The sequence below is a fragment of the Pseudoalteromonas sp. TB25 genome, assembly GCF_000497995.1.
Classification (GTDB): domain Bacteria; phylum Pseudomonadota; class Gammaproteobacteria; order Enterobacterales; family Alteromonadaceae; genus Pseudoalteromonas; species Pseudoalteromonas distincta.
In genome coordinates, this window is record NZ_AUTI01000188.1 from 1 (window position 1) to 4,165 (window position 4,165).

Here is a 4,165-nt window from a genome sequence, read left to right on the forward strand (position 1 = left end):
ACTGCCAGTGCGAGACTGGTATCTATTGATTTAATAAAGCCGCTTGTAACAGGGGCGAGCACTGGGTAGGCATGCAGGCAACCGTAAGGCTCAGGGTTATCGTCGGCAAAATTTGCACTGCCACAAACTTGTTTAATAGCGCTTTCGTGATATTTAGATTCTCCAACGCTACCACCTTGCGCTTTTAGTTTATCCATTTCAAAGTGACGCATGTGAGATCCTCGTAATGGCAATGTTGTTATTGTTGCGTGCTTGCGGCTCACAAAACTCAATACCAATGCGTTGTAATAAGTTTTTGCTTACCGTGGTGCGATAATGCGCACTGCTTCTTACATCGCTCATGGGCGTATAGTCATCGTTAATAGCCGTTGCTGCGTCTATAAAACTACTTACTTGTAATGATTGAGATATCAGCTTTTGCTCAATATGATGCGCGCGCTTAGGAATAGCTGCCATACCGCCCATAGCGCAGCAGGCTTGAGTAATCATGTTTTGTGAATGCTCTATAGCAAGCACCAAACACACGGTAGATATATCGTCTTCAAAGCGTTTTGATATTTTATGACACGCCAGCTTTAGTGACTCTGGGCGCTTTGGGATGGTGAACTTACTAATTACTTCATCGCTTTTAAGAACCGTTTTTTTGTAATCAATGAAGTAGTCGGCAACTTTAATAGTGCGCGTACCAGCGCTGCTTAATAAATCCATTGATGCATTAAGAGCGATTAAAAGGGGAGCGGGATCGCCAATAGGAGAGGCATTCCCTATGCTGCCACCAAGCGTGCCGCTGTTACGTACTTGGCTTGATCCTAAGCGTTCAAATAGCTCTTTTGACTCTGGGTAATGGTTATAAAATACCTCAACAAATTGGCTATAAGGTAGTGCTGCACCAATGTGTAACTCACCGTTATTATCTGCCAAGGTGCAAAACTCCTTTACTTGGCTAAGGGAGATAATTACATCCGGTAAGAGCATGTTTTGGCTAAGCTCAATGGCAAAGTCGGTGCCACCAGCAACTAAATGTGCATAAGGATAAAGCGCTTTTAGCTCAACAAGTTGCGGGGCAGTTTGTGGTAAGTAAAATTTGCGAGGACCATTTTTTAAAAATGGAATATCGTCATCATATTGCGTATTAAGTGATGCTTTAAATTGAGCGGCCATTGCTGAGTACGGTTCAGCTTTACGCTCATAGCTATAGGCTTTTTCGGTTGCAAGTAATATAGGGCTATAACCTGTACAACGGCATAAGTTACCACCAAGTGCATGAATAACCGCTTTTTTACCAGGGTACGTTGGTTCATTAATATAAAGAGCCAACAAGCTCATTATTATACCAGGCGTACAAAAACCACACTGCGAACCATGGCACTCCACCAGTGCACGTTGTACGGGGTGTAAATCGGTTAAGTTTGGGTATAAGCCAGTAGTCACAGCCTCTACCGTTACTATATGTTTTGCATGCGCATTACCTAATAACAATAAACAGCTGTTCATTGTTTTGTATTGCCAACTAGTTTGCCCGTTTGCATTTATACGCTCTTCACCCACTAAAATTGTGCACGCGCCACAGTCGCCAGTTGCACACCCTTCTTTGGTGCCCACTTTCCCTTTTTTGGTGCGTAGCCAGTCCAAAATGGTGAGACTTGGCGAACATTCTTGTACTTCAATTGGCGTGTTATTTAATAAAAATTGAATCACACAGACCCCCTTAATTTTTATAAAGCCCTGATACATAAAGGCTTGGCGTATGTTTTTTCTTGTTGTTTGCGCACGGGTAAGAAAAATACTTTTTCATCTTGGTAAGTATATTGCAGTTACCATGCCATTGTTGACCGGTTGGTCAGTTGGTGTTTTGAGTAGGCTAAATTGCTCATTAAGTACAAATAGGCCCTAATAATGAATAATAAATACCGCCTTACTATGCAGGGAATGACAAAGCAGTATCCCGGATGTATAGCCAATAATGACGTAACCTTAAAAATTAAGCATGGTGAAGTGCATGCCTTATTAGGTGAAAACGGTGCGGGTAAAAGCACATTAATGAAAATGCTTTATGGTGTGGTTAAACCTGACCAAGGGGACATGTTTTTTAATGGCCGCATAATGAATATAAAAGAGCCTGCTGATGCGCGTGATTTAGGCATTGGAATGGTGTTTCAGCACTTTTCGTTATTTGAAACACTTACGGTCGCCCAAAATATTGAACTAGCGCTAGGTGATTTAGCAGGGCATAGCAGCACGCTTGCGGGTCGAATTACGAAAACATCAACACGTTATGGTATGCCATTAGACCCCCATAGACTGGTATCAACACTTTCAACTGGCGAGCGCCAACGAGTAGAAATTGTTAGATGCTTATTATTAGATATTCAGTTACTTATTTTAGACGAACCCACTTCAGTACTGACTCCACAAGAAGTCGATGCATTATTTAAAACCCTAAAGTCACTTAAAAAAGAAGGCTGCTCTGTGCTGTTTATTAGCCATAAACTGCACGAAGTGATTGAGCTATGTGACAGTGCGACCATTTTGAGAGGCGGGAAAGTAAGCGGGCATTGTATTCCTAAAAACGAAACTAGTGAGTCAATTGCTAGGCTGATGGTAGGCGACAACACGCCAATTAGTAACCAAACTCGCAGAGCTTTGGGTACTGCGGATTTTTTAACCGTTAATAATCTAACCACCGCCGCACAAGCATTATTTGAAACACCCCTTAAAAACATTAACTTTGCAGTACAGCAAGGCGAAATAGTGGGGATTGCGGGTGTTGCAGGCAACGGACAAGAAGAGTTATTAAAAGTGCTTTCGGGGGAACAAATTCAAGCTAGTAGTAGCGCCATTAAATTTAAAAATACCGTAGTTGATGCACTGTGCCCGCTAAAAAGGCGCCGCCTTGGGCTTGCATGTGTGCCAGAGGATAGGCTTGGGCGAGGAGCCGTGCCCACTATGGATTTGGCACAAAATGCATTGCTTACTAGTTTTGATAATGGGCTGGTTAAAAATGGCTTTTTAGTAAAACAAAAAATTACTGAGCTTGCTAATAAAATCATTACAAAATACAAGGTTAAAACGCCAAGTTTTCGCACTCATGCAGCTAGCCTTTCAGGTGGTAATTTACAAAAATTTATTATTGGTCGCGAGGTAGAGCAAAGTCCAAAACTACTCGTTATGTCGCACCCTACTTGGGGTGTAGATATAGGTGCACAGGTGGCGATACATGAAGCTATTTTAAAGCTTCGCGACGAAGGGTGTGCGGTACTCGTTATTTCAGAAGATTTAGACGAACTTTATAAAATTTGCGACCGCATTGGCGCAATTTGTGATGGCAAACTGTCTCCTATTTTAAATACAGATACCGTACCGCTTGTGCAGTTAGGGCAGTGGATGGCTGGCGACTTTAGCGATGTTTTTAATAACCAGCCTAAAGTACACACACCACAAGGGGCACTCGTATGATTAAGTTAGAACCACGTGTTGAACGCTCACCAGCGTGGAGCTATCTCTCTCCTGTTTTAGCTATTTTACTCACATTAATAACCGGTTACGTGGTGTTTGCCTTATTAGGGCATGATCCTCTAAATGCCTTGTATACATTGCTTATAGCACCTGTTGCCGATTGGTATGGTGTAACAGAGCTACTTGTAATGACCATTCCTATTTTGCTATGCGCCTATGGCTTAGCGCTTTGTTATAGAGCATCGGTTTGGAATATAGGCGCAGAAGGGCAACTGCTTATTGGTGGTGTATGTGCAAGTGCTGTAGCCGTTAACTTTGTTGACTCAACAAGTGCTTTTGCAATGCCACTTACATTATTCGCTGGTATTGCTGGTGGCATGTTGTGGGCGGGGCTTGCTGCTTTTATGAAGCTGCGTTTAAACACCAATGAAATTTTAGTCACCATAATGCTCAACTACATAGCAGTAAATATATTGCTGTGGGCTGTTCATGGGCCACTCAAAGATCCTCACGGTTATAACTTTCCTGAAAGTGCATTGTTTGGCGATAGCACGTTATTGCCTGTTTTATTCGACGGTACTCGATTGCACTTAGGCCTGGCGTTTGCGTTATTAGCGCTATGCGCCACATGGGTTTTTATTAGTAAAACCTTTATAGGCTTTCAAATACAAGTACTTGGGCTTGATGCATCCGCGGCCAAAATGGCGGG

General features: G+C 42.6%; 4 protein-coding genes. 2 read left to right on the forward strand and 2 right to left on the reverse strand.

What is annotated here, in order from left to right:
- Both L652_RS01000000123230 and xdhA read right to left on the reverse strand, forming a co-directional pair.
- On the reverse strand, positions 1 to 212 hold a 212-nt coding region (locus tag L652_RS01000000123230; RefSeq protein ID WP_033013213.1), incomplete at its 3' end, for a hypothetical protein.
- On the reverse strand, positions 199 to 1,698 hold the full coding sequence (xdhA, locus tag L652_RS0104420; protein WP_024603326.1) for a xanthine dehydrogenase small subunit: 1,500 nt from the start codon (positions 1,696 to 1,698) through the stop codon (positions 199 to 201). The genes L652_RS01000000123230 and xdhA, both read right to left, overlap by 14 nt.
- A 198-nt stretch (positions 1,699 to 1,896) precedes the next feature.
- Between xdhA and L652_RS0104425 the strand changes: the two genes are divergently transcribed.
- Complete coding sequence (locus L652_RS0104425; protein WP_024595656.1) at positions 1,897 to 3,456, forward strand: ABC transporter ATP-binding protein; 1,560 nt, start codon at positions 1,897 to 1,899, stop codon at positions 3,454 to 3,456.
- A partial coding sequence (locus L652_RS0104430) for an ABC transporter permease (RefSeq protein ID WP_024595657.1) occupies positions 3,453 to 4,165 on the forward strand: 713 nt, incomplete at its 3' end. The genes L652_RS0104425 and L652_RS0104430, both read left to right, overlap by 4 nt.